The 24,173-nt window shown below is 43.8% G+C and carries 25 protein-coding genes; 9 read left to right on the forward strand and 16 right to left on the reverse strand.

From position 1 onward, the window contains the following. Window positions 1-492: 492 nt before the first annotated feature. The 3 genes from ACTL4S_RS10725 to def all read right to left on the reverse strand — a co-directional run bounded on the left by ACTL4S_RS10725 (window position 493) and on the right by def (window position 3,629). Window positions 493-2,523, reverse strand: coding sequence for a TonB-dependent copper receptor (locus tag ACTL4S_RS10725; protein ID WP_441299331.1), 2,031 nt, complete (start codon window positions 2,521-2,523; stop codon window positions 493-495). Between the two features lie 72 nt (window positions 2,524-2,595). Next, a complete protein-coding gene (locus tag ACTL4S_RS10730) occupies window positions 2,596-3,006 on the reverse strand; it encodes a DUF2946 family protein (RefSeq protein ID WP_310077381.1) in 411 nt (136 codons plus the stop codon). Window positions 3,007-3,098: 92 nt separating this feature from the next. After that, a complete protein-coding gene (def, locus tag ACTL4S_RS10735; protein ID WP_004644875.1) occupies window positions 3,099-3,629 on the reverse strand; it encodes a peptide deformylase in 531 nt (176 codons plus the stop codon). Between the two features lie 120 nt (window positions 3,630-3,749). Here def and ACTL4S_RS10740 point away from each other — a divergent pair, with 120 nt between their 5' ends. From ACTL4S_RS10740 to tsaC, 3 genes are read left to right on the forward strand one after another with little or no spacing between them, the layout of a single operon-like run. Further along, a complete protein-coding gene (locus ACTL4S_RS10740) occupies window positions 3,750-4,904 on the forward strand; it encodes a LysM peptidoglycan-binding domain-containing protein (RefSeq protein ID WP_138742548.1) in 1,155 nt (384 codons plus the stop codon). A gap of 56 nt (window positions 4,905-4,960) precedes the next feature. After that, window positions 4,961-6,100, forward strand: coding sequence for a DNA-processing protein DprA (dprA, locus tag ACTL4S_RS10745; protein ID WP_086044344.1), 1,140 nt, complete (start codon window positions 4,961-4,963; stop codon window positions 6,098-6,100). Between the two features lie 41 nt (window positions 6,101-6,141). Next, window positions 6,142-6,711 (forward strand): L-threonylcarbamoyladenylate synthase type 1 TsaC, encoded by a 570-nt coding sequence (gene tsaC, locus ACTL4S_RS10750; protein ID WP_121980267.1) that lies wholly within the window; start codon window positions 6,142-6,144, stop codon window positions 6,709-6,711. A 445-nt stretch (window positions 6,712-7,156) separates the two neighbouring features. Here the strand turns inward: tsaC and ACTL4S_RS10755 are convergent, their stop codons facing one another. Beyond that, window positions 7,157-8,053: a DMT family transporter gene (locus tag ACTL4S_RS10755; protein WP_441299332.1), complete on the reverse strand. Its 897-nt coding sequence runs from the start codon at window positions 8,051-8,053 to the stop codon at window positions 7,157-7,159. Between the two features lie 190 nt (window positions 8,054-8,243). On the opposite strand from ACTL4S_RS10755, the gene ACTL4S_RS10760 reads away from it, so the two are divergent. From ACTL4S_RS10760 to ACTL4S_RS10770, 3 genes are all read left to right on the forward strand, one after another. Beyond that, entirely contained in the window at window positions 8,244-8,789 is a 546-nt protein-coding gene (locus ACTL4S_RS10760; protein WP_086044342.1) for a glutathione peroxidase, read from the forward strand. Between the two features lie 329 nt (window positions 8,790-9,118). After that, window positions 9,119-9,718, forward strand: coding sequence for a PM1805 family lipoprotein (locus tag ACTL4S_RS10765; RefSeq protein WP_441299333.1), 600 nt, complete (start codon window positions 9,119-9,121; stop codon window positions 9,716-9,718). A 141-nt stretch (window positions 9,719-9,859) separates the two neighbouring features. After that, window positions 9,860-10,876 (forward strand): pirin family protein, encoded by a 1,017-nt coding sequence (locus ACTL4S_RS10770; RefSeq protein WP_441299334.1) that lies wholly within the window; start codon window positions 9,860-9,862, stop codon window positions 10,874-10,876. 24 nt (window positions 10,877-10,900) lie between these two features. On the opposite strand, the gene ACTL4S_RS10775 is transcribed toward ACTL4S_RS10770, so the two are convergent. From ACTL4S_RS10775 to ACTL4S_RS10830, 12 genes are all read right to left on the reverse strand, one after another. After that, window positions 10,901-12,277, reverse strand: coding sequence for an NAD-dependent succinate-semialdehyde dehydrogenase (locus tag ACTL4S_RS10775; protein ID WP_004281002.1), 1,377 nt, complete (start codon window positions 12,275-12,277; stop codon window positions 10,901-10,903). Window positions 12,278-12,615: 338 nt separating this feature from the next. Continuing rightward, window positions 12,616-13,665, reverse strand: a complete 1,050-nt coding sequence (locus ACTL4S_RS10780) for a DUF8606 domain-containing protein (protein ID WP_441299335.1) — start codon at window positions 13,663-13,665, stop codon at window positions 12,616-12,618. A gap of 93 nt (window positions 13,666-13,758) precedes the next feature. Further along, a complete protein-coding gene (locus ACTL4S_RS10785; protein WP_004280998.1) occupies window positions 13,759-14,178 on the reverse strand; it encodes a F0F1 ATP synthase subunit epsilon in 420 nt (139 codons plus the stop codon). 27 nt (window positions 14,179-14,205) lie between these two features. Then, window positions 14,206-15,600, reverse strand: coding sequence for a F0F1 ATP synthase subunit beta (gene atpD / locus ACTL4S_RS10790; protein ID WP_004644863.1), 1,395 nt, complete (start codon window positions 15,598-15,600; stop codon window positions 14,206-14,208). 26 nt (window positions 15,601-15,626) lie between these two features. Continuing rightward, on the reverse strand, window positions 15,627-16,496 hold the full coding sequence (atpG, locus tag ACTL4S_RS10795; protein WP_004280996.1) for a F0F1 ATP synthase subunit gamma: 870 nt from the start codon (window positions 16,494-16,496) through the stop codon (window positions 15,627-15,629). 89 nt (window positions 16,497-16,585) lie between these two features. Further along, a complete protein-coding gene (gene atpA, locus ACTL4S_RS10800; RefSeq protein ID WP_004644861.1) occupies window positions 16,586-18,130 on the reverse strand; it encodes a F0F1 ATP synthase subunit alpha in 1,545 nt (514 codons plus the stop codon). A gap of 45 nt (window positions 18,131-18,175) precedes the next feature. Beyond that, window positions 18,176-18,712 carry a F0F1 ATP synthase subunit delta gene (locus ACTL4S_RS10805; RefSeq protein WP_004644860.1) on the reverse strand — a complete coding sequence of 179 codons (537 nt, stop codon included), beginning with the start codon at window positions 18,710-18,712 and terminating at the stop codon, window positions 18,176-18,178. 12 nt (window positions 18,713-18,724) lie between these two features. Beyond that, window positions 18,725-19,195, reverse strand: a complete 471-nt coding sequence (locus ACTL4S_RS10810; RefSeq protein WP_004280990.1) for a F0F1 ATP synthase subunit B — start codon at window positions 19,193-19,195, stop codon at window positions 18,725-18,727. A 39-nt stretch (window positions 19,196-19,234) separates the two neighbouring features. Next, window positions 19,235-19,480, reverse strand: coding sequence for a F0F1 ATP synthase subunit C (gene atpE / locus ACTL4S_RS10815; protein ID WP_000424060.1), 246 nt, complete (start codon window positions 19,478-19,480; stop codon window positions 19,235-19,237). 85 nt (window positions 19,481-19,565) lie between these two features. After that, window positions 19,566-20,441: a F0F1 ATP synthase subunit A gene (gene atpB / locus ACTL4S_RS10820; protein WP_004644859.1), complete on the reverse strand. Its 876-nt coding sequence runs from the start codon at window positions 20,439-20,441 to the stop codon at window positions 19,566-19,568. A gap of 110 nt (window positions 20,442-20,551) precedes the next feature. Continuing rightward, window positions 20,552-20,944 carry an ATP synthase subunit I gene (locus ACTL4S_RS10825; RefSeq protein ID WP_004280982.1) on the reverse strand — a complete coding sequence of 131 codons (393 nt, stop codon included), beginning with the start codon at window positions 20,942-20,944 and terminating at the stop codon, window positions 20,552-20,554. 174 nt (window positions 20,945-21,118) lie between these two features. Beyond that, window positions 21,119-21,955: a metal ABC transporter solute-binding protein, Zn/Mn family gene (locus ACTL4S_RS10830; protein WP_004280981.1), complete on the reverse strand. Its 837-nt coding sequence runs from the start codon at window positions 21,953-21,955 to the stop codon at window positions 21,119-21,121. Between the two features lie 146 nt (window positions 21,956-22,101). Here ACTL4S_RS10830 and ACTL4S_RS10835 point away from each other — a divergent pair, with 146 nt between their 5' ends. The 3 genes from ACTL4S_RS10835 to znuB are packed head-to-tail and all read left to right on the forward strand — an operon-like array spanning window position 22,102 to window position 24,167. After that, window positions 22,102-22,599 (forward strand): transcriptional repressor, encoded by a 498-nt coding sequence (locus ACTL4S_RS10835; RefSeq protein WP_004280980.1) that lies wholly within the window; start codon window positions 22,102-22,104, stop codon window positions 22,597-22,599. After that, a complete protein-coding gene (gene znuC / locus ACTL4S_RS10840) occupies window positions 22,581-23,363 on the forward strand; it encodes a zinc ABC transporter ATP-binding protein ZnuC (RefSeq protein ID WP_005105130.1) in 783 nt (260 codons plus the stop codon). The genes ACTL4S_RS10835 and znuC overlap by 19 nt, the downstream gene beginning before the upstream one ends. A 3-nt stretch (window positions 23,364-23,366) precedes the next feature. Beyond that, window positions 23,367-24,167 carry a zinc ABC transporter permease subunit ZnuB gene (znuB, locus tag ACTL4S_RS10845; protein WP_441299336.1) on the forward strand — a complete coding sequence of 267 codons (801 nt, stop codon included), beginning with the start codon at window positions 23,367-23,369 and terminating at the stop codon, window positions 24,165-24,167. Window positions 24,168-24,173: the final 6 nt, after the last annotated feature.

Consider the following 24,173-nt stretch of genomic DNA (forward strand, 5'->3'; position numbering starts at 1 on the left):
CTAAAACCCAACCCAATCAATCTTAACTAAGTCACTGTTTTATCAGAAGTTTTAATCTTCATCACCGCCGATGGATGTGCATTCTACAGCATTTCAGAGCCCTTGCAACACTTCTTGCAAAGATTTTTTATCGTGTGTTTATTTTTCAAACCAATGAAAACATAAGACACTGTTATATATAGTTAATTTATTTTCATTATTTTTAAATTTTATTGAGCACATCCAACGAAACTAACCTGTAAATACCATAAGATATTGTTTTATTTGAATTTAAATTATAATAATCTTTATCACATGACTTATATCGTTCAATTCACATTCTATTCTTGTTTGATTTTTCATCAACCTGGCGTTTATATACACAAAACTTGTTTTATCCGGTCTTCTTCCAAGATACATAGGCCCTATTTAAATATGGAAAAATTGATTGCAACGCTAAAAATTAAAAAGCCATCGCTATTGAGCAATGGCTTTTGGAGTACTGAGTAACAATTAGAATTTCATACTGACACGTGCCCAGTAATTACGTCCCATATTATTAAACTGCTCGGTTGTTGGTAAACCTGTCCCGGAAGCCCCCATTTTATTTAAGTGCTCGGTATAAGTCCGGTCTAGGACATTATCGACTCCGACTGATACATCCACGCTATCCATAATATGATAGCTACCGTTTAAAGACAAAGTGCCAAAGCCTGCGCTCTGCTTGTTGTCATAACCCACAATATTACCTTCGTTAAGACTGATCCGGTTTTGACCACCCACTACACGCCATAGCAATCCAAAATTATATTTGTCTTGAACATAGCGCAAGTTAACACGGGCTTCTAAAGGAGAGATTTGTGGCAAAGGCGTATTATCTGTGGTGTTTTCACCCCAGGCATACATGGCGCTGATATCGGCCTGCAGGCGGTCAGTAAACTGGTAACCAATTCCAGCTTCTGCACCAGCGATAATGGCATCGACATTACGGGTATGTGCTTCGAGCATCCCCATCATGCCAGTAGGTTTATATGTCGTTAACACATAATCATTGATCAAACCTGCGTATGCGGATGCCCATGAATTGAAATGACCATGCTCATGTTGATAACCAAAATCTAGCTGTAATGTCTTTTCAATATCAATATTGGCAAAAGTATTAACGTTATCATTTCCCGTTTTAGGACTGAATAATTCCCAGTAATCCGGCATACGCTCGACATAACCCAGACCCATATAGGTCTTGCCATCATCATGATCGGGATGATGATTTTCAAAACGAATAAAGGCACTCGGTAAAGTTTCTTTGCGTTCCTGTTGAGATTGAACAGCATCTACATTGACCTGATCAAGACGAACACCAGACACCAGCTTATTGTTATCACTGAACAGATAACTCAGTTCTCCAAAAGCTCCCACAGACTGGAATTCCATATCTTTAGTTCGTGGCTGAGTTTGATACAGCGTCATCAGACTTCCGTTACGTTTAGTATGTTCATTATTCTGACTATCAATACCAGTAATCAGCTGCAATTTATCCCATTCACTGGTCATTGCCATACGCGCATTCAATGTCTTACGCGCCACATTGGTGGCCATAGGCATACTCATCATACCCCCAGGCTGGAACTCACGTAAACTAAAGTTATCCATGACATGGTCATTAAAGTTGTAGTTGACCTGAGCTTCTATCTTTTGGATCACATCCGTGACGTTGTGCTTTTCCACACGTAAACCTAGACTTTCGCGTGCGAACTTGGAACCATCCATTGCACGGCCAGCATAAACAGCTTCACCATCCGCCTTACCACCCGTTAGTTCTACCCAGGTATCTGCATCTGGAGTCCATCCCAAAGCCAGATCTGCATTCCAGCGCTCCCAATCTGAAGGCACAGTGGTTCCATCACCATCTTGATAGCTATTCGATACCGAACGATTGGTATTGAGTCGGACATATTTCTGTTCATCGCCTGCTGCAACTTCCACATTATGATCAAGACGTCCGAAAGATCCCATCAAGACACTGGCCTGACCGCGATAGTTTTGATCTTGATCAAACTGTTCCGGTGTGCGTTCGAAAATCACCGTTGCCGCAGAGCCAGTATTGGCATACTGAACCGTTTGCGGTCCTTTAATCACCGAAATACGGTCATAGCTTTCCGGAGAAATATAGGAGGTTGGCGAATCCATACGACTTGGACAGGCGCCTAGGTTTTCGGTGCCATCAGTCAGGATCTTAATTCGTGAACCAAACATACCGCGGAACGTCACATCACCATTGGTGCCGGCACCGCTATTGACCGAACTAAAGCCGACAATACTTTGCAAATAATCCGCACCATCACTGGCAGGAATGGGTTGAATCGGCTGTTTAGGGTCGGCGCGGACAATCAGCCCATTGGCATCATTACCTGCTGCTGACGTCACCACAATTGGGGCAAACGTTTGCACCGGCATGGCCTCATTGGCCATCACCACCGAAGAATAACAAGCAACACAAATCGCAGCCGCAAGTGGCTGTAAAGAAAATTTAGGCTGAGCCATTTCTCTATCTCACTAAATACATAAATTAGGCACGGCTTGAGTCAATACCAACCCAAGCTGAAAAATGCAGATTTATGCAGGCAGTGGTGGCGCTCGCCCCTGAGGAATTAAGAAGAGTTGCTGAAGGACAAACCAGACATGCTTAAAGGTTTTTTGATAAGCAATTAAACGGACATGAATCCGGTCAAGAACCTGTTTGATGTCCAGATCAGGCGGTAAGACCAAATTGGCATAAACCTTACAGTACTGACACTGATGATTAGCATCATGATGATCATGTTGAAGATGATCAGATTGGACAAGGTGAGTATGCTCGCCAGCGCTATGCTGCGCATGAGCATCTGTCGCGATAAAAAGCGCACGCGTGATGGTTTCACAGACCGGAGCAACTTGATATTGCTTCGGTAACAAAGGCTGTAAAAATACAGCAATCTGTAGAAACACAGCTGCAAATGCAAATAGCAGCCCCGCGCGTAAAAACACAGGCTATTCCTAAAATATGCTTATGTTGATTATAACAAAGCCCAATCAGAATTAGGCTTTGCTAGACCATTTAAATAAACTTTAAAATGATCCTAGCGTTTCACTGCCACCTTGTCTTTATTACGCTGGCGTACCAGTTTTTCCACTTTTTCACGTGCACGTTGACGTTTTAATGGCGATAAATAATCGACAAACAATTTACCATTTAAGTGATCCATTTCATGTTGGATACACACAGCGAGAAGTCCGTCAGCATCAAGCTCAAATGCTTGACCTTCCAGATTAATTGCCTCGATTTTTACGCGTGACGGACGATCAACTTTATCGTATATTTGAGGAACTGATAGACAGCCTTCTTCGTAGGGCTGCGTTTCTTCAGTCAATGGTGTGATTTTGGGGTTAATAAACACCATCGGTTGATCTTTATTTTCAGACAGATCCATAACAATCAGCTGAATATGACGATCCACCTGAGTCGCGGCAAGTCCGATACCTGGTGCTTCATACATGGTTTCAAACATATCCGCAGCGAGCTGACGAATTTCATCAGTCACTTCTTCGACAGGTTGTGCAATGGTACGAAGACGGGGATCCGGGAAACTTAAAATAGGTAATAAGGCCATACTGCGTCCTCAATTATGCCATTGATCAAAAAACCAAATGAAGGGAATGCTTCATCAAAAAAATGTGTGTAAGATCGTTATTATAACGCAACTACGCACATAATTTTAGGAATTATGATAATGAAAAAGGTTTTGAAGGGCATGCCATTTTTTAGTGCCTTGGGGTTTAAAAATCAGATGCTGGCACTTGCCGTTTGTGTCGGCGTCAGTATGGGGACCATTCATTCTGCCGAGGCAGCACCTGCACGCAACGTCAATCCACCGGCATTAAAAGCCAATGCACCGAACGTTTATGTAGTGAAAAAAGGCGATACGCTTTGGGATATCTCGAAACGCTTCCTGAAAAATCCGGTACGTTGGCCGGAAATCTGGGCCAGTAATAAGCACGTGAAAAATCCACATTGGATTTTCCCGGGTGACCGCCTGCTGATGTGTGATTACCAAGGCCGTCCGATTATTGGTAAAGACGAAGGTGATGGTTGTGAAGGTATTATCAGCCGCTATCTTGGCAGTACTTCTCTGCAACCCCAGATTCGTGTTGAATCTTTAAATAATACGATTCCCGTGATTCCGCTTGAACATATTAAGCAGTGGCTGGAACGCTATACCCTTCTGGCGCCTGATTCAGTTCAGGGCACACCCTACATTCTCGGAACTGCAGATCAGCGCGTACTGGCTGGCAAAGGCCAGAAAGTTTATGCACGTGGTCACGGTCTGGTAGTGGGTCAACGCTATGCCGTTTATCGTGAAGCTGAACCGTATGTATTTACGGATGCAAACGGCAAGAAATATACTGCTGCACTTGAGCTGCAACAGGTGGCATCTGGTATTGCAGTTCGTGGCGAAGGTGATGTGACCACACTTGAACTGACAGATAGTTACAATGCTGAAGTACGTCGCGGTGATCGTGTCTTACCAGAATACGATCCAATGTTACCGACTCTGTTCTATCCGACCAATGCAGAAAATATTGCTGCCGGTGGCCAGATTGTGCGTGTATTGGGGTCAATTGGTACAGCAGCACGTCATAGTGTTGTCACCATTGACCGTGGTACGGCACATGGAGTTCAGACGGGTCATGTCTTTAGTGTGAATCAAAAAGGTGAAGTGGTGACTGATCCGAAAACTAAAGAACGTGTGCAATTGCCAGGTGAGCGTATTGGCCAAATCATGGTATTCAAAAACTTCGATCAATTAAGCTATGCCTATGTGCTAGAGAGCGAATTACCAATCAAGGTTGGTGCAGGAATTCAAGCACCTCTTTTAGATGAATAAATATTTGTCTAAATAAAAAAACTTAATAATAAGAAGACAACCCTATAGGTCTCAATATGCTGAACCCGTTATCACGCGCGCAACTGGAAACAATTACGTTATGGTATCTGGTTCAGCATTCTCTTTCGAGTTTCTATAAAATCAGTCAACATTATGCCGAACTGGCGCATGCCCTTCAGCCGGATCAAGTACCCGTCTGGCAAGCACTCGGCCTTCATGCCAATCATGTGCAGCGCTTAAAAGAGTTTTACCTCCCAGAAGCGCAGCAAAAATTTCAGCGATGTCTGCAGCAGATCCAGCAGGATAGCGATTTTATTTTGCTGCACAGCGATCCGCATTATCCTCAGCAGTTGCATCCTTATGCAGATAACCCCCCAATCATTTTTGGTCAGGGTAGATCCGATACCCTGCTTCAGGCACAGATTGCCATTGTGGGCAGCCGCAAACCCAGTCCACACGGCCGGCAAGTAGCTTATGACTTTGCTTTTTATTTGAGTGAACAGGGTTTCTATATCAATAGCGGTCTGGCATACGGTATTGATGAAGCAGCGCATCGGGCTGCGTTACAGCATCAAGGCACGATTGCGGTGATGGCGACCGGACTGGATCAAACCTATCCAGCACAACATCAATCACTACGCCAGCAAATCATTGAGCACGGTGGTGCAGTCATCAGTGAGTTTCTACCAGATACGCTGCCTTTGCAGCACCATTTCCCACGGCGCAACCGAATCGTCAGTGGTTTAAGTCTAGGTGTGATTGTGGCAGAAGCTGCATTAAAAAGTGGTTCTCTGATTACGGCTAAACTGGCAGCTGAGCAAGGTAAAACTGTGTTTGCCATTCCGGGACATATTTACAGCGAGCATTATCAGGGTTGTCACCAACTGATTCGTGAGGGTGCGATTCTGATTGATCATCCACAGCAGGTCATCGAAGAACTGGCACTGGCGACGCAATGGCAGGCTTTAGAAAATACCACCAAAACGAAAGTTACTGAAGCAACATCACAGCAAATTCCACCGCATCTGCTCAGTCTGTATAATCAGCTGGACTGGGTGGGACAGAGTTTGGATCAACTGGGAACGCAGGTTCAGCAAGAAGTATCTGCTTTGACCAGCCAACTCATGGAACTGGAGTTACTCGGTTTTTGTACCCAGCAAGCCGGCCTCTATCTACGTTGTCGGATTCTCAAATAAGGTTCACAATAGCGCTTTGTTGTTTGATATAAGGTATCCACATGATCACTACCTCTGTTGCCGAAGCAGCAGCATGGCTTAAAGATGGACAAGTCTTGGCATATCCTACAGAGGCTGTTTGGGGCTTGGGTTGCGACCCCTATAATGAACAGGCATTTCATCAGATTCTAGAATTGAAGCAACGCCCGATTGAGAAAGGTGTGATTCTGCTGGCAGCTCATCTTTCACAGGTAGAACATCTGCTGCAGGATTTAAGCGAAGAAATGCGTGAAAAAGTGATTGAATCCTGGAACCATGACAGACCTGCTGATCGCGCGACCACCTGGCTACTTCCTGCAAATAAAGATATTCCTGACTGGATTAAAGGTCATCATCCTAAAGTAGCCGTACGTGTAACCACTCACCCACTCTGTGTGGCACTGTGTCAGGCCTTTGGCGGTTTTATCGTTTCGACCAGTGCCAACCCTGCCGGCATGGAACCTGCCCGCTCACTTCAGGATGCGATCCGCTATTTTGACCAGAACCTGAATTATCTAAATGGTGACCTCGGTTTAAGTCAGCAACCAAGCCGGATCATTGATGCAGTGACTGGTGTAGTTATTCGTGACTGAGTCCTGTCTGATTTAGTCGGGACACTCAAGCCCGACTAAAGTTTTAAGACAAAAAAAAGCTCAGCCATATAGGGATGGCTGAGCATAAAAAAGGATGTGCATAAATCACATCCAGAGGGTTCAGAAAATCTCTGGGAGTCTGATAAAACAAGGATTTTCTTGATTGATCATTCTCGATGGGCGCATTATGAAAGAAACTGAGCACAACGACAAGTACAATAAAACAATCAAATAATACATATTTTCTATTAATAGCAAACAATTTTTAACCAATATTCAAAATATCTTGCTCTTTCTATTCTCTTTTTAAAATAAAACGATATTTTTCTATTTGTTTTAACATTTGAAAATTAGCATTTAAAAGGGGATTTCAATTAAAAAAGTTTTGATCAACCGCTCAATGTTTAATCAGACAAAATTATTAACCAGCTCTTTTAATTCCTGATTAAGCGGATCTTCCGGGATATTGAGCCCAAAGGATTCCGAGTAAAATAATGCCACCGCCAATACTGTGATACATGGTCCAGGCTTCACCTAACCACAAATATGCGACTACTGCAGTAAAAACCGGCATCAGGTTCATAAAAATACTGCTGCGATTGGGACCAAGTTGCTGCACAGCCATCATCCAGAACAAGGGTGCGGCAATGGATGGGAAAATTCCGGCATAGATAATGCTGGCTGCATTAGCGTGATTGATGCTGTCCAGACCTAAAATCAATACCAAAGGAATATGATAGAGAAAGGCCATAAAAATCTGGATATACAGGCTCACTAAGAGTGGAATCTGAATCTGACATTTCTTCAGAAACACGCCATAACAAGCATAGAAAAATACTGCGATCAACATCAACAGATCGCCAATATAACTTTCACCGACAGTTAAAAACTGTAAGCCCTGCCCTTGTGCCATGACATACATCAAGCCAATAAAGGACAAGAGACTTCCCAGCACTGCAGCTTGTGTCGGGCGAATCTTTAAAACAAAAATACCCACGATAATGGTGAAAATAGGAATAAAGGCATTGATGAGGCCCATATTGGTCGCAGTGGTATAATGTGCCGAGCTATAAGCCAGTCCCTGATACAGCACCATTCCCAGCGCACTCAAAATAGCAAAATGTCCGAGATGCAGACGAATCTGCGGCCACGCCGCTTTGACTTTGGGCAACATGAATGGAGTTAAAATCAGCAAGGCCAAGGCCCAGCGATAAAAACTGATACTGATGGGAGAAATGTAATCTGCCACATAGCGGGTGACGGTCATATTCAAAGACCAAATCAAAACTGCGGCCAGTGGTAAGGCCATGGCCCACCAGACTGCCTTTTGTTGCTGTGTCATACTTTCATCCATGAATCGCTGATCTTGTTATTAAGCTATTTCTATTCGCGCATCCTAGCATAATAGATTTTTCACATAATATTGAGGCAATTTGCAGCTTTAAGTAACTGAGCTCACCTGTTTCTACTTGTACTGAAAGCGAATACCCGTTAAAACAAATACCGTTCAGTCGCAATAAACAGGAAATCTAATGACTCGCTCTGTATATGACATTCCAGTCAAAACTATTGAAGGAACAGAAACCACTTTAAACCAGTACCAGGGTAAGGTTTTGCTGGTGGTTAACGTCGCATCTAAATGTGGCCTGACGCCGCAATATGAAGGCTTACAAAAACTGTATCAGGACAAAAAAACAGAAGGTCTGGAAATTCTGGGCTTCCCTGCCAATAACTTTTTGGAACAGGAACCGGGTAGTGAAGCCGAGATTCAGGAATTCTGTTCAGTGAATTATAAAGTCGACTTCCCGCTATTTGCTAAAATCTCTGTTGCAGGCGAAGACAAGCATCCTTTATATGCCACCCTTACGCAGGCTGTACCGGAACGTATCGGTGAAGGCCCTTGGTGGAAAGATCTGGTCGATTATGGTCTAACCCCAAATCAGCCACCAGAAGTGCTCTGGAACTTTGAAAAATTCCTGATCAATAAAAATGGTGAAGTAGTGGCACGTTTTGCTCCAGATATTACTGCAGATGATCCACGGATTGTCGATGCAGTGAATGCAGAACTTGCAAAATAATTCTCGATTATTCTCATAAGCATCAAGCTTGAAATAAGTATCTATTTTCTTGGTAGATACTTATTTTTTTTATTTAAAAACGATTATTTAATTGCATTCAAATTCACCTAAAATATTTTCAAAGTGATTGCAGGCCAAACAAGCCAATTTGGTGAGAGCAAAGTACTTCTTTACCAGCTTTTAATAATCTTTTTCTTGTTTTTAAATAGAGCAACGTTCGCAACCCAGAAGAATTGTTATGAGTTTGCAACAATCTTTTTTATCTCCATAGTTTGTCCTTATATTAGATACTACTCAAATTCCATCACCTGTATCGAGACCCTGATTCCATGTCCAAGATTCTTGCCAATGCTGTCCTTCCTTTCGCATTATTTAGCTCTGGAATTTTACTGATGGGCTGTGATCAGGCTGTCGAAGCACCGGCTGAACAGGCAGATACCACGACCTCAGATCTGGAACCAGCCTCTCAGCAACAGAGCTCAACAGCGCAAACCGAGCTTAAATCGGGCAATATGTTTTATATGGTTCGTGATGTAGCCGACTTGCAGCTCAAGGCCGGCAGTTATGTGGAACAGTTAAAACAGACCCAGACCGAACTGCAAACGGCGGTTGAAGCCAAAGATACCCAGCAACTGCAGTCCACTGCGACCCAGCTTCAACAGCAACTCAGCAGTTTTAATCAGGTACTGGGCAACTTGAACTTGAAAAGTCAGGAAATTGACCAGATTCGTAATAATATGATGTCTGCAAACCAGCAAGTGCTGGCTTCTCCCCTCTTGAATGGTCAGGTGGATTTTAGCCAAGTGGACTTGAAAAAGATTGAATCGCAGATGGTGAATGTTCAAGCCGAAATGGTCAAACTGGCCGGCTTGCTGATCCAGAATCCAGATCAGGAATCAGAGAGCAATACTGATCAGGACAATACTTAAAATACCTAAAAATCTCATTTTGAGGCGCTTGATCGAAAAGCGCCTTTCTTAACTGCGGTGCAGGCTATACACTGCAATGGATTATAAAAATTATATTTAGATCAGGAATTTTCATCTAATCAGATCATCAGGAGTTCAATCATGTCGAATTCAGTGCTGTATTCTATGGTTCCAGTCACATCCCGGCTTGATCTGAAAGATCCTTTTATTTTTACCGTTCATCATCAAGATCATTATCCACAAGGCAATGCCGAATTAGGCCCAGTTTCCCCGCCAAAGCAGCATGAATATGACATGTATTATGGCGAGAGTATTCCCGGTTTTCCGGAGCATCCGCATACTGGCTTTGAAACCATTACCATTGTCGAGCGCGGTTATGTCGATCATTTTGACTCGCTGGGAAACTCGGGACGTTATGGCGCGGGTGATGTGCAATGGCTGACTACCGGCAATGGGGTACAGCATTGCGAGATGTTTCCTTTAGTCCATCAGGATCAGGACAATCCTCTGGAGCTGTTTCAAATCTGGCTGAATTCCTCACCGGAACAAAAAAAGCAGCCGGCCGATTATAAAATGTTGTGGCGTGAACATATTCCACATGTATTTTCAGCCGATGCGACCGGACGTAAAGCGGAGATCCGGGTCATTTCAGGACAGTTTAAACAGACTCAGGCACTGGATCGTCCGCCACATTCATGGGCAGCCATGCCAGAGAATCAACTCAATATGTATTTAATCACTTTAAAGCCGGAAGCAGAATTAACCATTCCTGCCAGCACTGCTACTGCAACGCGTTTTTGTTATTTTTATCAAGGTAAAAGCCTGGAACTGGAAGGACAGAAGATAGCGCCGAAGCATCTACTTGAACTCAAACCGGATGCAGATATTCAGCTCAAAGGTGGGCTGCTGGAATCACATATTTTATGGCTGGAAGGTGAACCGATCGGTGCACCGGTGGCTATGCATGGGCCTTTTGTGCTGAATAGTCCGCAAGAGCTAGATACTGCTTTTCGCCGTTATCGCGAAACCCAGTTTGGTGGCTGGCCTTGGCCAAGTGCTGAACCGTCATTTGCACCAGAACATCCGCGCTTTGCCAGTTATGAAGGCGGCAAACGTGAAGAATATCCAGACCAACCAGACAAAGAAGCCACTGAATAGTGGCTTCTTTGACATCAGATCATATTATTTTTTCGGGCTTCTGACGACAACTAGTTTCTTCTGCACAAATTCTCTAAAACCATCAATCGATAGTTCATGCCCATAACCGGAATTTTTAATTCCACCAAATGGTAACTCAGGCGTGGTATCAGTAAACCAGTTGATCCAGATCATGCCAGTTTCTACCCGTGACGCTAGCTTTTTCGCCCGCTCGATATCCTGTGAATGAATCACACCACCCAGACCATAATTGGAATCATTGGCAATTTCGACAATTTCATCATCATCCTTCGCCACATAGATTTGTGCCACTGGGCCAAAAAATTCTTCATACCAGGCTTCATTTTCACGCGTGATATTTTCCAGAATGGTTGGTGCATAGAAATTGCCTTGATGTTCTACAGCTTTGCCGCCAGTGACCACAGTCGCGCCTTGTGCTACTGCCTTTTCGACCTGCTCGCTGAGTTTTTCCAGCGCATCTTTTGAAGACAGCGGTCCTAAAGTGGTTTCAGGATCGAGCGGATCACCCAGTTTTAACTGTTCAAAAGCTTTCAGCATGCCGGCCTTGAATTGTTCGGCAATTTTTTCATGCAGAATAAATCGCTTCGCCGCCGTACATACCTGCCCGGCATTATTGACACGCGCCTGACAGCCTAACTTGATCGCGCGTTCCAGATCTGCATCATCGAGTACGATGAACACATCATTACCGCCCAGTTCCAGCGTTGATTTTTTAAGATGTTTTCCGGCCTTTTCAGCGACTGCACTGCCCGCACCTTCTGAACCTGTCAATGCCACACCACGCACACGCTTGTCTGCAATCACCTCAGCGACCTGATCACCACTGATAAACAGATTGGTCCAGACACCTTTGGGTGCGCCTGCATCCAAGACCAGTTGTTCAAAGGCTTCCGCACATTGCGGTACAATTCCGGCATGTTTTGCCAGAACCGGATTACCGATGGCACAGTTCGGTGCAAACACTCGCATCAGTTGATAAAACGGAAAGTTCCACGGTTCAACTGCCATAACAATGCCCAATGGATGATGCTCGACCCAAGCTTCGCCCAGTTCCGTTTCATAGGACACGGGCGCTAAAAATTCTTTGGCATGATCAGCATAGTATTCTGCAATTTTGGCACAGGTTTCGATTTCGCCTTCACTCTGCTTGATCAGTTTCCCCATATCCAGAGTCATGAGCTTGGCCAGTTCAGACTTTTGCTCTCTTAAAAGCTCGGCTATGTTCTTTAATACTTTAATTCTTAAATCGGCCTGCTTCGACCATTCTGATTTTAAAATCTTTTCCGCACCATCCAGTGCATTTTGAATATCTTGATCGCTATGGGAGGGGTAGTCTTTCAATTTTTGATTGGTAAATGGATTAATAGATTGATAAGCCATGATTTTCCCTTTTTCAATTATAAGTTTCGCCTGTTCAAAACCCAATCGCATCAAGTTATAACAAGCGAGTATCTGTTCGAATTATTTAACTTATCATTGATTTATTTATGGCGTGTGCCTGCTTACAGATTGGTTCAAAACATTACTGAGAAAGGGTAAAAGTTATATCGAGTGGTACAAAATAAAGTTTTCTAATAAATATTAAACTAAAGCTAATATTGCTGAAGTTAAGGTTCGAGTGGCATATAAAAAATTAGAATTACCAATTTTTGATGATGCTTTTAATCACAAGAGAACAATGAGTTTGCTATTAAATTAATAACAAACTCAAATAAAAATTAATCTCTAATATCCCAAATCTTTTTTAATCTCTGAACTGTATATTCCCATTTAGGAGTGACTGGTTTTGCTATTGTATTTTGATTACCAAAAAAACCTAATTCTTTAACTGGATTATCTGCTAAATATATCCATTTCACTGGTACTACATATTCAGCATTATCTTCTCCATTCTCTAGGCATGTAAGATATTTACCTTCTAATTCCTTATCTTTGGAAAAATCATCTATAGAAGTCTTTGGCCCTATCACTTCAGCAAAACCAATATAGCCCTTCTTCGGAATATTAACCCATACTCTATTACCCTCATTAAGAAGATTCAGTGTATTGGTATACCAGCTTCCTCCCCCGGCTGATATAAAGCCATATTTCTTTGCATCATCCAAACTACGTCCATCTTCCTCATAGCCAAAAGAACAATAAAACTCATTATTCCAGGGTAACTGATTTGTTTTACTTATTGCTCTTTCTTCACTTTCTTGAGGATCTATCAACCAAGAGCGACTGATGTATTTAGAATTATTATCCTCAAAGACTTTGAAAAACATGACATTAATATTAAGTGTGCTGTATTTATTCAAATAATTAATTATTCTTTCTGAGCTTGCATCTAATTCACTCGATACAATTACCATAGAATGATTCTGATTTAATGATTCTTCAGATAGCTCATTACCAAACTTGGCTTCAAATGCATTTGATAAACTTACGTTTTGGTTAATATATTTTAAATAAATCTCAGATAATCTTGTTGCATCCAAATCCATTACCCATGAGGCATAATCTAAGATTTGTGCAACTACCTCTCTTGAAGTCTTATCCTTTTTTAATTCAATAATAATGACCTTTCCCTCTGCATCAACAGCCAATAAGTCTATGTATTTATTAAAATCTGTATAGACTTGCTGTCCAATTAACATCCAATTTTCATTTAAAATAGATATATCTTTACGTATCTGATCTTCTAAGAGTTTTTCGCTATCAATAATTGAATTGCAAAGCAATTGAGGAGTATCCCCAACTTTCCAAATAACATGTTCAACTGCCATACCCTTTTCCTATAGAATTTTTTTAAATTTAAGAATCTTCTTATCATAAAAAAACCACCCTTTCGGGTGGTTTTTTCAATCTCAAACTGTCTCTTACTGAGCGCGGTTTTTGATTTTGCGGATCGTTTCCAACTGAGCAGCAGTTTCTGCAAGAGCAGCCAAAGCAGCAGCAGAGTCCAAATCGCTCTTTTGATTCGCAAGCAATGCTTCAGCGTGTTTACGCGCTTCAAGAATTGCAGCTTCATCTAAGTTGTCAGCACGGATTGCAGTATCTGCAAGAACCGTAACAACGTGCGGTTGAACTTCTAGAACACCACCAGATACATAGATCAACTCTTCTGTACCGTTTTCCAAAATAACGCGGATCGCGCCAGGTTGGAGCAAAGTTACCAGCGGAGCATGGCCAGGCATAATACCCAACTCACCACCAGCACCTTTTGCAATTAGCATCGTTACAGTGCCTGAGTACAAAGACTCCTGAACACTTACAACATCACATTGCATAGTCGCCATGAGAATCTCCTAAATTAGAGTAGCTAATTAAAGTTTCTCGGCTTTAGCAATAACTTCGTCAATACCACCAACCATGTAGAACGCTTGTTCTGGGATGTGATCGTATTCACCAGCTAGAAGACCTTTAAAGCCACGAATCGTTTCTTTAAGAGATACTAATTTACCAGGAGCACCAGTAAATACTTCAGCTACGTGGAACGGTTGAGAGAAGAAACGCTGGATTTTACGCGCACGGTAAACAACCAGTTTATCTTCTTCAGCAAGCTCGTCCATACCAAGAATCGCGATGATGTCTTTAAGCTCTTTATAACGTTGCAATACGTTCTGTACAGAACGTGCAATTTCATAATGCTCTTGACCAACAACTAACGGATCTAATTGGCGTGAAGTTGAGTCTAGTGGATCGATCGCTGGGTAAATACCAGAAGATGCGATGTCACGGCTCAATACAACAGTTGCGTCTAAGTGAGCAAACGTTGTAGCAGGCGATGGATCTGTCAAGTCATCGGCAGGTACGTATACCGCTTGGATTGACGTAATAGAACCAGACTTAGTCGATGTAATACGTTCTTGAAGAACACCCATCTCTTCTGCAAGTGTAGGCTGGTAACCTACTGCAGATGGCATACGACCTAGAAGTGCTGATACTTCAGTACCCGCTAGTGTATAGCGATAGATGTTGTCTACGAACAATAGTACGTCACGGCCTTTACCGTTTTCGTCTTTCTCATCACGGAAATATTCAGCCATGGTCAAACCAGTCAACGCTACGCGTAAACGGTTACCTGGTGGCTCGTTCATCTGACCGTAGACCATTGCTACTTTGTCTAGAACGTTAGAATCTTTCATTTCGTGATAGAAGTCGTTACCTTCACGAGTACGCTCACCAACACCAGCAAACACAGATAAACCTGAGTGAGCTTTCGCGATGTTGTTGATCAACTCCATCATGTTTACAGTTTTACCAACACCGGCACCACCGAACAGACCAACTTTACCACCTTTCGCAAACGGGCAAAGTAAGTCGATGACTTTAATACCAGTTTCTAAAAGGTCAGTAGAAGCCGCTTGTTCTGCATAAGAAGGCGCTTGACGGTGAATTGGTAAACGCGCTTCAGTCGCAACAGGACCAGCTTCGTCGATTGGGCGACCAAGAACGTCCATGATACGGCCTAGAGTCGCTGTACCTACTGGTACAGAAATCGGCGCGTTAGTGTTAGTTACGTTCAAACCACGCTTAAGGCCTTCAGTAGAACCCATTGCAATAGTACGAACTACGCCATCACCAAGCTGTTGCTGAACTTCTAAAGTAGTTTCAGTACCATCTACTTGGAGAGCGTCATAGATCTTAGGAACGCTGTTGCGTTCAAACTCGACGTCGATAACCGCGCCGATGATCTGAATGATACGACCGCTATTCATTGCTGTCTCCTCAATTCAAAATAATGTTAAACGGCAGCGGCACCACCAACGATCTCAGAAATTTCCTGAGTAATCGCGGCTTGACGCAGCTTGTTATAAATAAGTTGCAGGCTCTTAATGATCTCGCCTGCGTTGTCTGTCGCTGCTTTCATAGCGACCATACGTGCAGACTGCTCACATGCGATGTTTTCAATCACACCTTGATACACCACAGACTCGATATAGCGAACCAACAAGCCATTTAAAAGCTCTTCAGCTTCAGGCTCGTAGATATAATCCCAACCGTATTGACGGTTAAGAGTCTTGTCTTCTTCAGCAGCAGCCAAAGGAACAAGTTGTTCGATCTTTTGATTTTGAGTCATGGCATTGACAAAGCCGTTTGACACTAGATAAATACGATCTAACTCGCCTTTATCATAAGCATCCAACATCACCTGTACAGAACCAGATAACTGCTCAAGACTTGGAGTATCACCGACTTGCGTCGTCGCCCCAAGCACTTTACCGCCGTAGTTTTTAAAAAACGAAACCGCTTTTTGACCAATTAAAGCAAATTGAACTTCAATTGACTGCTCTTGTTGCTGTTGAACGTGTTTAACCACTTTCTTGAACAAGTTAATGTTCAAACCACCAGCAAGGCCACGATCTGAAGACACAATGATATAGCCAACGCGCTTAACCGGGCGTTCAACCATATAACGGTGTTTGTATTCAGGGTTCGCTTGGACCAAATGAGCAATTACACGGTGCATATTTTCGGCATACGGACGGCCTTGAGCCATGCGCTCTTGCGCACGACGCATCTTAGAAGCTGCTACCATTTGCATCGCTCGAGTAATCTTCTGCGTGCTCTTGATACTAGCTACTTTGGCGCGAATTTCTTTTAAATTTGCCATACGCTTAACCTAGTATTCGAAAGCCCTTGCGAGCTTCCGAAGGTTGATTCCGTGAACCAAACCGACACTAAATTCAACAGAGGTTGAAATTAGTAAGTTTGAGTCGCTTTAAAGCTTTCAATACCTGCTTTGATTGCAGCTTCGATGTCTTTGTTGTAATCACCAGAGGCATCGATTTGTTGCATTAACGCAGCATGTTCTGAACGGAAGTAAGAAATCAACGCAGCATCAAAGTCTACGATTTTCTTAACGTCTACGTCAGCCATGTAGCCTTCGTTAGATGCATAAATTGAAACAGCTTGGTCAGCAATTGAGTAAGGAGCATATTGTTTTTGCTTCATTAACTCAGTTACACGTTGACCATGTTCAAGTTGCTTACGAGTTGCTTCGTCAAGATCAGAAGCGAACTGAGCAAATGCTGCCAATTCACGGTATTGCGCCAAAGCAGTACGGATACCACCAGACAATTTCTTGATGATCTTAGTTTGCGCTGAACCACCAACACGAGATACAGAGATACCCGCGTTCACAGCAGGACGAATACCCGCGTTGAATAATGATGTTTCAAGGAAGATCTGACCATCAGTAATCGAAATTACGTTGGTTGGTACGAATGCAGATACGTCACCCGCTTGAGTTTCAATAATCGGCAATGCAGTTAATGAACCAGTTTGGCCTTTAACTTCACCGTTAGTGAATTTCTCAACGTAGTCAGCAGATACACGAGAAGCACGTTCAAGTAGACGCGAGTGTAGATAGAACACGTCACCTGGATACGCTTCACGACCTGGTGGACGGCGTAAAAGCAATGAAATTTGACGGTAAGCAACAGCTTGCTTAGACAAGTCATCATAAATGATTAACGCATCTTCACCGCGGTCACGGAAGTATTCGCCCATTGTACAGCCAGAGTACGGAGCTAGATACAGCATTGCTGCTGGATCAGCTGCAGCTGCTGCTACAACAGTTGTATACGCCATAGCGCCAGTTTCTTCTAGCTTGCGTACCACGTTAGCGATAGTCGATTGTTTTTGACCAATTGCTACGTATACACATTTAATGCCAGAGTTTTTCTGAGCGATGATCGCGTCGATCGCCATTGCTGTTTTACCAGTTTGACGGTCACCAATGATCAACTCACGTTGACCACGGCCTACAGGGATCATTGTATCTACTGATTTATAACCAGTTTGTACAGGTTGATCTACTGATTGACGCCAAATTACGCCTGGTGCTACTTTTTCAACAGCATCAGTTAATTTTGCATCAATAGGGCCTTTACCATCAATCGGGTTACCTAAAGCATCTACTACACGGCCTAAAAGTTCTGGACCAACCGGAACTTCTAATACACGACCTGTGCAACGCGCTTTTTGACCTTCTTGAAGGCTTAAGTAGTTACCTAAAACAACGACGCCCACTGAATCCTGTTCTAGGTTCAGTGCCATACCGTAAAGGCCGCCGTCGAATTCGATCATTTCACCGTACATAGCGTCAGCTAAGCCGTGAATACGCACAATACCGTCGGAAACCATAACAATGGTTCCTTCGTTCTTAGCGGTTGCGCTGGTGTCCAGATCGCCGATACGCTGTTTAATGAGCGCACTGATCTCGGATGGATTCAGTTGTTGCATTGCGCTATACCTCAATCTTTTTAAAGTTCAGTCTTCTAAATGCAATTAAGCAAGAAGACGAGTACGCATTTTTTCAAGCTTGTTAAGCGCAGAATCATCTATCACTTGGTCGCCTGCACGAATAACTACACCAGCAATCAGCGCTGGGTTAACTTCTACAGAAACATTTACCGCCGCTTCGAATTTTTTCTCTAATGCGTGAGTAAGAAGTTGTTCCTGTACAGAAGTCAATGGGAATGCTGATTCAATCACAACATCCACAGTATTGTTATTCTGTGATTTAAGCTGCTCATATTCTGCTGCAATCTCAGGAAGAAGAACCAAACGGTTATTCTCTGCAAGCAATGTCAGGAAGTTAGACACTGCTGCAGTTTGGTCTTCACCTAAAACTTTCGCAAAAAGAGCCACCTGCTCGGCAGGTGTAAGCTCAGGGCGATTTAGATAAGCTGAAAATGCTTCGTCTTGCACCGCAGCACTGAGCAATTCAAGTGCTGTTGACCAAGAGTCAGTTGCACTTTGCTCAGAAGCGTAAGCAAATGCTGCTTTAGCGTATGGGCGTGCCAACGTCAAGAGTTCAGCCATAATCCGCCTCTCTTAAAGTTTAGCAGCCAGCTGAGTCAGCATGGCATTGTGAGCTTCTGCATCAACTTGCTGGCTAAGAATTTTCTCAGCACCAGTTACTGCAAGAGCAGCCACTTGTTGACGCAATTCTTCGCGAGCAGCATTGATTTCAGTATCAACAGCTTCTTTAGCCTGTTGACGAATACGCTCACCTTCAGCCGCAGCTTGGGTACGCGCTTCTTCGATCAATTGTGCACCACGACGGTTCGCTTGTTCGATCAATTGAGCCGCTTGTGCTTTTGCCGCGTCTAACTCAGCTTTCACTTGTGCTTGCGCATCTGCAAGGTCAGCCTTCGCTTTTTCAGCAGCATTTAAGCCATCAGCGATTTTACGCTGACGTTCACTAATCGCATTGATTAGTGGTGGCCATACAAACTTCATGCAGAATGCGACAAAAATCGCAAACGCAATCGCTTGGCCAAACAATGTGAGGTTGATATTCATTGCAAATTCCTCAAATAGTGAATTTCGGAATTAAGCTGATTAACCTACAAATGGATTAGCGAAGATGAAGAACAAGCCAATACCAACACCGATCATAGGCACAGCATCAAGAAGACCCGCGATTAAGAACATACGAGTTTGAAGTTGTGGAGCCAATTCTGGTTGACGAGCTACAGCTTCAAGGAAACGGCCGCCTAGAAGACCAAAACCAATCGCAGTACCTAAAGCACCGAAAGCGATCAAGATAGCAGATGCAATTGCAACTAGACCTAAAGTGAGTTCCATGATAATTCCTCAGAGGTTAGGTTTTATACCAAATTAAGTTAAAAAATTGTGTGCCCAACCATCCGTTGACAGTTAGGCAATACCATTAATGCTTTTCGCTTGCCATACTCATGTACACGATAGTCAACATCATGAAAATGAATGCTTGTAGCGTAATAATCAAAATGTGGAAAATCGCCCAAGGCACAGACAACGCCCACTGGATCCAGAACGGTAATAACGCGATAAGAATGAAGATTAACTCACCCGCATACATGTTACCGAACAGTCGTAGAGCCAATGAAACTGGTCGCGCCAAGAAAGTAGTCAATTCCAACAATAAGTTGAATGGAATTAAAAGCACTTTAGCAACTGGATTACTTGGGTTAAATGGGTTCAGTGCTAACTCACCAACGAAGCCGCCAACACCTTTCTCACGAATACTATAGAAAATAATTAAGAAGAATACAGAAATAGACATACCGAGGGTAATGTTTGGATCTGTAGTCGGAACAATTTTAAAGTAAACCTGATGAGGGTCTACACCCAGCATAGAAGCAATCGCGTGTTGAGCTACATAAGGAATAAAGTCAACAGGGATCAAATCCATCAAGTTCATGAGGAAAATCCACACGAAAATGGTTAATGCTAAGGGTGCAATTAATCGAGACTTCCCGTGGAAGGTATCACGTACACTTGAATCTACAAACTCGATAATCATTTCAATTGCAGACTGGAACTTGGTAGGAACACCAGCATTAGCCGCTTTCGCAACCAACCAGAACAACAAACAGAAAATCAGACCCAGTCCGATAGACCAACCCATTGAATCCAAGTGAATAGCAGTGAACCCCATCTGTTGAGCTTCAGCACCGCTCTCGGCCAATTTCCACGTACCGTCCGGCATTTTGCCATAGGTCATGTTGGTCAAGTGATGCTTGATATACTCGGTCGAAGTAAGGGCATGTTCTTCAGCAGCCATAAATCACACCTGGTCAATGTCAAAAAACTAATAGAACAAACGAATATCGCGTGCTGCTTGATATCTCGCCTGCTCCTGAAAAACTTTTCAATTTCTTGTTGTGCTTATACTCATTTTTGTAGACGTGACGCCCAAAACGGAGCGACCCACGACATGGCTTGAACAAGTATAAAACCACAAAACAACGCCACCGCTGACAACGGTTTAACATTGCTTAAAATTAAAATGAAACCAACAATCACAATGGCAAACTTTCCCATCAAGCCTTTATACATGTTCGAAAGAACTTGTTTAGACGCGCGGGCTCCTGCTGCTCGAAACGATTGCCACGAAAAATAACAAGTCGCGAGCCAACATACCAGTGCACCTAATGCTGCACTCAAGGCTGCGGTTGAGTCTTTCACGACCCAGCCGATCAAGGCTGAAACAGGGATCATACAGGCTTGCAGGAGGACCAAAGCTTTCGCTAATCGTCGGTCAATCAAGCGACTAGTTCGGCTCATTATTTATTCACTCACAGCAATCATGCTTGACAAGTTTAACAGGTGATTATTTTTAATCGCAGGCATTATAGAGTTACACCCCTGAACATGCAATCTTTTCCCGACCTTAGTCGTGTTTTTTTAAATCGGGTCACTGCTGTTAAACTAATCAAAATCTGTCTATTTTTTAAATCATTAGCGTGCATTTAGTACACATTTCTGGGTTTCGGCGGCCAATTGCTGCCAAGCCTGCACAAAGTCCCCTGCCCCGCTCATGCTTTCATCGACATGCTGGAACAGTACCGGATTGAGTTTGCGGTACTGGTTTTCACTGGCATGACCTTCGGCCAGCAGACACATTTTGCGCTGTGGACGATGATCCTGTAAAAACTTGATTTGGGCTACGGTTGGCGAAACATGCGGATCATCGGTCAGCGCACCCATAAATTTTAAATTTAACGGGCGTTCCAGATACTGGTAGGCATCGTGATAAGACCAATAAGGTTTGGCTTTGTTGCTTGAACTATAACGCTGGGCCGTCGCAAACATGTTTTGTGCAAAGTCACGGGCATTTTTCCAGTAGCGTTCACGATGCTCCGGCAATTGCTGCGAACGTAGCGCCGCAATAAAGAAACCAATCCGCACTGCATTATTCGGATCGAGCCAGACATGCGTGTCTACCGTATTTTTTAAGGCCTCGCCACGCGGATTACGCATCGGCAAGGTGGTCAATATCCCCGAGTCTAACAGTGCAATGCCTTTATTACTTTCATTCAGCACTTTGGCCAAGGGTGCTTCATGCGCCTGACCCAGCCAGATCACCAGACCTGCATTCTGAATAGTTTTTCGATGCGCCGGAGTCAGACTCACATCATGTCCACTTTGGTTGGCCAGCAATAAAGTCGGCTGTTCCACACCTTGGGTAATTTTCTTGGCAATCAGATAGATCGGCTGCGTAGACACCACCAGACTTTGTGACCAACTGAGTGTACTGAACAATGCCAGCAGACTGATTGCAAGGAGACGGAACATGAGTAGAAATCACTTAAAAACGATAAAATCAGGAAGTGTTATAATATAACAAAAATACAAAAATACCTATGCCCAATCGAAACTCAGAACGCTTCATGTTAAGATTTGAAATCTATTAATTTTCAGTTTCGCACTTGAGGTGAACTATGGGTTCCTGTTCGCACGAACACCACAACGCATTGCACGGCGTGCACGACCATCCCAATGTCGCACAACGTCTTGCTGAAGCGGAAAGTCTTTGTGCAGCAAGCGGCGCACGCCTTACACCTTTACGTAAAGAAGTGCTGGAACTCATTCTGAATGCGCATGGCCCGATGGGCGCCTATGATCTGCTGGCACAAATGAAAAATGCCAGCGATCGTCCTGCAGCACCACCAACGGTGTATCGCACTCTGGATTTTTTATTAAGCAAAGGGCTGATTCATCGCCTGACCTCGATCAATGCCTATATTCCCTGTTGCCATCCACGTGAAGGGCATCAGGCCGCTTTTTTAATCTGTACCGAATGTAAAGCCGTCAAAGAAGCGTCGGCTCAGGGCTTGCTCGATCAACTCGATGCACTGGCCAGCTCGGACGACTTCACGGCACATCACAGCATTATCGAAATTTCAGGAATTTGTCAGCAGTGCCGCAACAAAGCTTAAGTGCCTCTCCCCTGATTCAGCTCTCCAAGATCTGGGTCAAGATCGATGAGCGCGATATCTTAAAAGCCATTGATTTCTCGTTACAAGAGAAAGAAATTGTCACACTGATCGGTCCCAATGGCGCTGGTAAATCGACCTTAATTAAAGTCATGCTGGGCATTTTGAAACCGCAATCAGGTGAGATCAAAACTGCGCGCAAACTCAAATTCTCTTATGTGCCACAGAAATTCAATCCCTCACATAGCTTGCCGCTCCGGGTGAAAGATTTATTGGCGCTAGAAAAATGCCCATCCCAGATTAAAACCGAAATTATCCGCGATACCGGCATTAGTAAACTGCAAGATTCTAAAGTTCAGCAGTTGTCTGGCGGCGAACGTCAGCGGGTGCTATTGGCCCGCGCCTTATTACGTCAGCCGGACATTTTAGTTCTCGATGAACCGATGCAGGGTCTGGATATCCAGTCCGAAGCTGAACTGTATGAATATGTGCGTAACTTACCGGAAAAATATGGGTGTGCCGTACTGATGGTTTCACATGACCTGCAATGGGTGATGCAAGGTACGACTCGTGTGGTCTGCTTGAACAAGCATATCTGCTGTAGTGGGCTGCCGGAAAGCGTGCAGCAACATCCCGAATATCAGGCGATTTTTGGTACTAACCGGGTATTCTATCAGCATCATCATGATCATTGCGCACATGGTGATTCTGCCACACCCTGTCAGCATGATTCGCGTCCTCATATTCACCCCGAGCCGGAAGCTTAAACCATGATGGATTGGTTACAACTCCTTTTACCTGCATGGATCATGGGAACGCTATTGGTATTTCTGACTGCACCGCTGGGCTGTCTCATGCTCTGGCGGCGTATGTCATTCTTTGCCGACACCATGGCACACGGTACTTTACTCGGTGTTGCCATTGCTGGAGCTTTAAGTGTACCTCTCTGGATGGGAGTCACTTTTATTGCCTTATTATTGGTCGGGATTTTGTGGGTGCTGCATGATCCGCGCCTGCCCAATGATGCCTTGCTGGCGCTGTGTTCAGCAACACTGCTTTGCTCGGGATTATTATTCATTCAGCATTTACCGAGTTTAAGACCGGAACTTCTCAGCTACCTATTTGGTGATTTACTTACGATTTCTTGGGCGGACTTACCCACCTTTGCCATTGTGATTATTCTGGCCTTAGCCGTCCTCTATAAAAGCTGGCAAGCGCAGATTCAAATCGCAATTGATCCGGACATGGCGGTCAGTGAAGGTGTAAATGCCAAATGGCAACGCCTGATCTTTATGTTGTTATTGGCATTGTTTACCGTGCTTGCGCTGAAAGCAGTCGGTTCACTCTTGATGGGGGCATTACTGGTGATCCCTGCCCTGACCGCACGACTCCTTGCACACTCACCCAAACAAATGGTGATCTGGGCATTCGTGATTGCGCAAATTGGGGTGACCGTGGGCCTATGGTCGAGTGCCGGTCTCAATACTTCGACTGGTTTAACCATTGTACTGACCATGGCGGTGCTATTTGCACTGATCTTCTGTGTGCAGAAGTTTAAAAAGCTGAATTAATCTTTC

The organism is Acinetobacter lwoffii, from assembly GCF_052078135.1.
In the GTDB taxonomy this organism is placed as follows: Bacteria; Pseudomonadota; Gammaproteobacteria; order Pseudomonadales; family Moraxellaceae; genus Acinetobacter; species Acinetobacter lwoffii_Z.

Excerpts from the sequence above, each read along its gene's own strand:
- znuB (WP_441299336.1), top strand. The coding sequence starts at position 23,367 with ATGATGGATTGGTTACAACTCCTTTTACCTGCATGGATCATGGGAACG.
- ACTL4S_RS10765 (WP_441299333.1), top strand. The coding sequence starts at position 9,119 with ATGTCCAAGATTCTTGCCAATGCTGTCCTTCCTTTCGCATTATTTAGC.
- ACTL4S_RS10780 (WP_441299335.1), bottom strand. The coding sequence starts at position 13,665 with ATGGCAGTTGAACATGTTATTTGGAAAGTTGGGGATACTCCTCAATTG.
- ACTL4S_RS10830 (WP_004280981.1), bottom strand. The coding sequence starts at position 21,955 with ATGTTCCGTCTCCTTGCAATCAGTCTGCTGGCATTGTTCAGTACACTC.
- atpE (WP_000424060.1), bottom strand. The coding sequence starts at position 19,480 with ATGGAACTCACTTTAGGTCTAGTTGCAATTGCATCTGCTATCTTGATC.
- ACTL4S_RS10725 (WP_441299331.1), bottom strand. The coding sequence starts at position 2,523 with ATGGCTCAGCCTAAATTTTCTTTACAGCCACTTGCGGCTGCGATTTGT.
- ACTL4S_RS10760 (WP_086044342.1), top strand. The coding sequence starts at position 8,244 with ATGACTCGCTCTGTATATGACATTCCAGTCAAAACTATTGAAGGAACA.
- def (WP_004644875.1), bottom strand. The coding sequence starts at position 3,629 with ATGGCCTTATTACCTATTTTAAGTTTCCCGGATCCCCGTCTTCGTACC.
- ACTL4S_RS10770 (WP_441299334.1), top strand. The coding sequence starts at position 9,860 with ATGTCGAATTCAGTGCTGTATTCTATGGTTCCAGTCACATCCCGGCTT.
- atpD (WP_004644863.1), bottom strand. The coding sequence starts at position 15,600 with ATGAATAGCGGTCGTATCATTCAGATCATCGGCGCGGTTATCGACGTC.
- ACTL4S_RS10805 (WP_004644860.1), bottom strand. The coding sequence starts at position 18,712 with ATGGCTGAACTCTTGACGTTGGCACGCCCATACGCTAAAGCAGCATTT.
- ACTL4S_RS10785 (WP_004280998.1), bottom strand. The coding sequence starts at position 14,178 with ATGGCGACTATGCAATGTGATGTTGTAAGTGTTCAGGAGTCTTTGTAC.
- dprA (WP_086044344.1), top strand. The coding sequence starts at position 4,961 with ATGCTGAACCCGTTATCACGCGCGCAACTGGAAACAATTACGTTATGG.
- ACTL4S_RS10755 (WP_441299332.1), bottom strand. The coding sequence starts at position 8,053 with ATGACACAGCAACAAAAGGCAGTCTGGTGGGCCATGGCCTTACCACTG.
- ACTL4S_RS10775 (WP_004281002.1), bottom strand. The coding sequence starts at position 12,277 with ATGGCTTATCAATCTATTAATCCATTTACCAATCAAAAATTGAAAGAC.
- ACTL4S_RS10825 (WP_004280982.1), bottom strand. The coding sequence starts at position 20,944 with ATGAGCCGAACTAGTCGCTTGATTGACCGACGATTAGCGAAAGCTTTG.
- atpB (WP_004644859.1), bottom strand. The coding sequence starts at position 20,441 with ATGGCTGCTGAAGAACATGCCCTTACTTCGACCGAGTATATCAAGCAT.
- ACTL4S_RS10740 (WP_138742548.1), top strand. The coding sequence starts at position 3,750 with ATGAAAAAGGTTTTGAAGGGCATGCCATTTTTTAGTGCCTTGGGGTTT.
- atpA (WP_004644861.1), bottom strand. The coding sequence starts at position 18,130 with ATGCAACAACTGAATCCATCCGAGATCAGTGCGCTCATTAAACAGCGT.
- ACTL4S_RS10835 (WP_004280980.1), top strand. The coding sequence starts at position 22,102 with ATGGGTTCCTGTTCGCACGAACACCACAACGCATTGCACGGCGTGCAC.
- tsaC (WP_121980267.1), top strand. The coding sequence starts at position 6,142 with ATGATCACTACCTCTGTTGCCGAAGCAGCAGCATGGCTTAAAGATGGA.
- atpG (WP_004280996.1), bottom strand. The coding sequence starts at position 16,496 with ATGGCAAATTTAAAAGAAATTCGCGCCAAAGTAGCTAGTATCAAGAGC.
- ACTL4S_RS10810 (WP_004280990.1), bottom strand. The coding sequence starts at position 19,195 with ATGAATATCAACCTCACATTGTTTGGCCAAGCGATTGCGTTTGCGATT.